The sequence below is a fragment of the Oleiphilus sp. HI0123 genome (assembly GCF_001635315.1).
The window spans coordinates 1-253 of record NZ_LWGE01000034.1; the positions used below are offsets into that span (position 1 = coordinate 1).

The window sequence follows — 253 nt, forward strand, 5'->3', positions numbered from 1 at the left end:
ACCTTTTTGGTGATTGCAGTATTAACTTTATTGGTGAGTTTGATCGTTACGGGCTTGTCGATGAGTTTCGTTTATACCAAGAAAATGCAGCAGCTTTATCGTCTGCAGAATAACTTTATCAATAACTTTACCCATGAATTGAAAACACCCGTTACGTCCTTGCAGTTGTATTTAGAAACCTTCCAAAAGCATGATTTGGATAAGGAGACGCAGCAAAAGTATCTTAACTATATGCTGCGTGACGTTCACCGTT

1 protein-coding gene is annotated in these 253 nt (G+C 38.3%); it reads left to right on the forward strand.

From position 1 onward, the window contains the following. Positions 1-60 precede the first annotated feature (60 nt). A partial coding sequence (locus A3761_RS25335; RefSeq protein WP_304439556.1) for a histidine kinase dimerization/phospho-acceptor domain-containing protein occupies positions 61-253 on the forward strand: 193 nt, incomplete at its 3' end.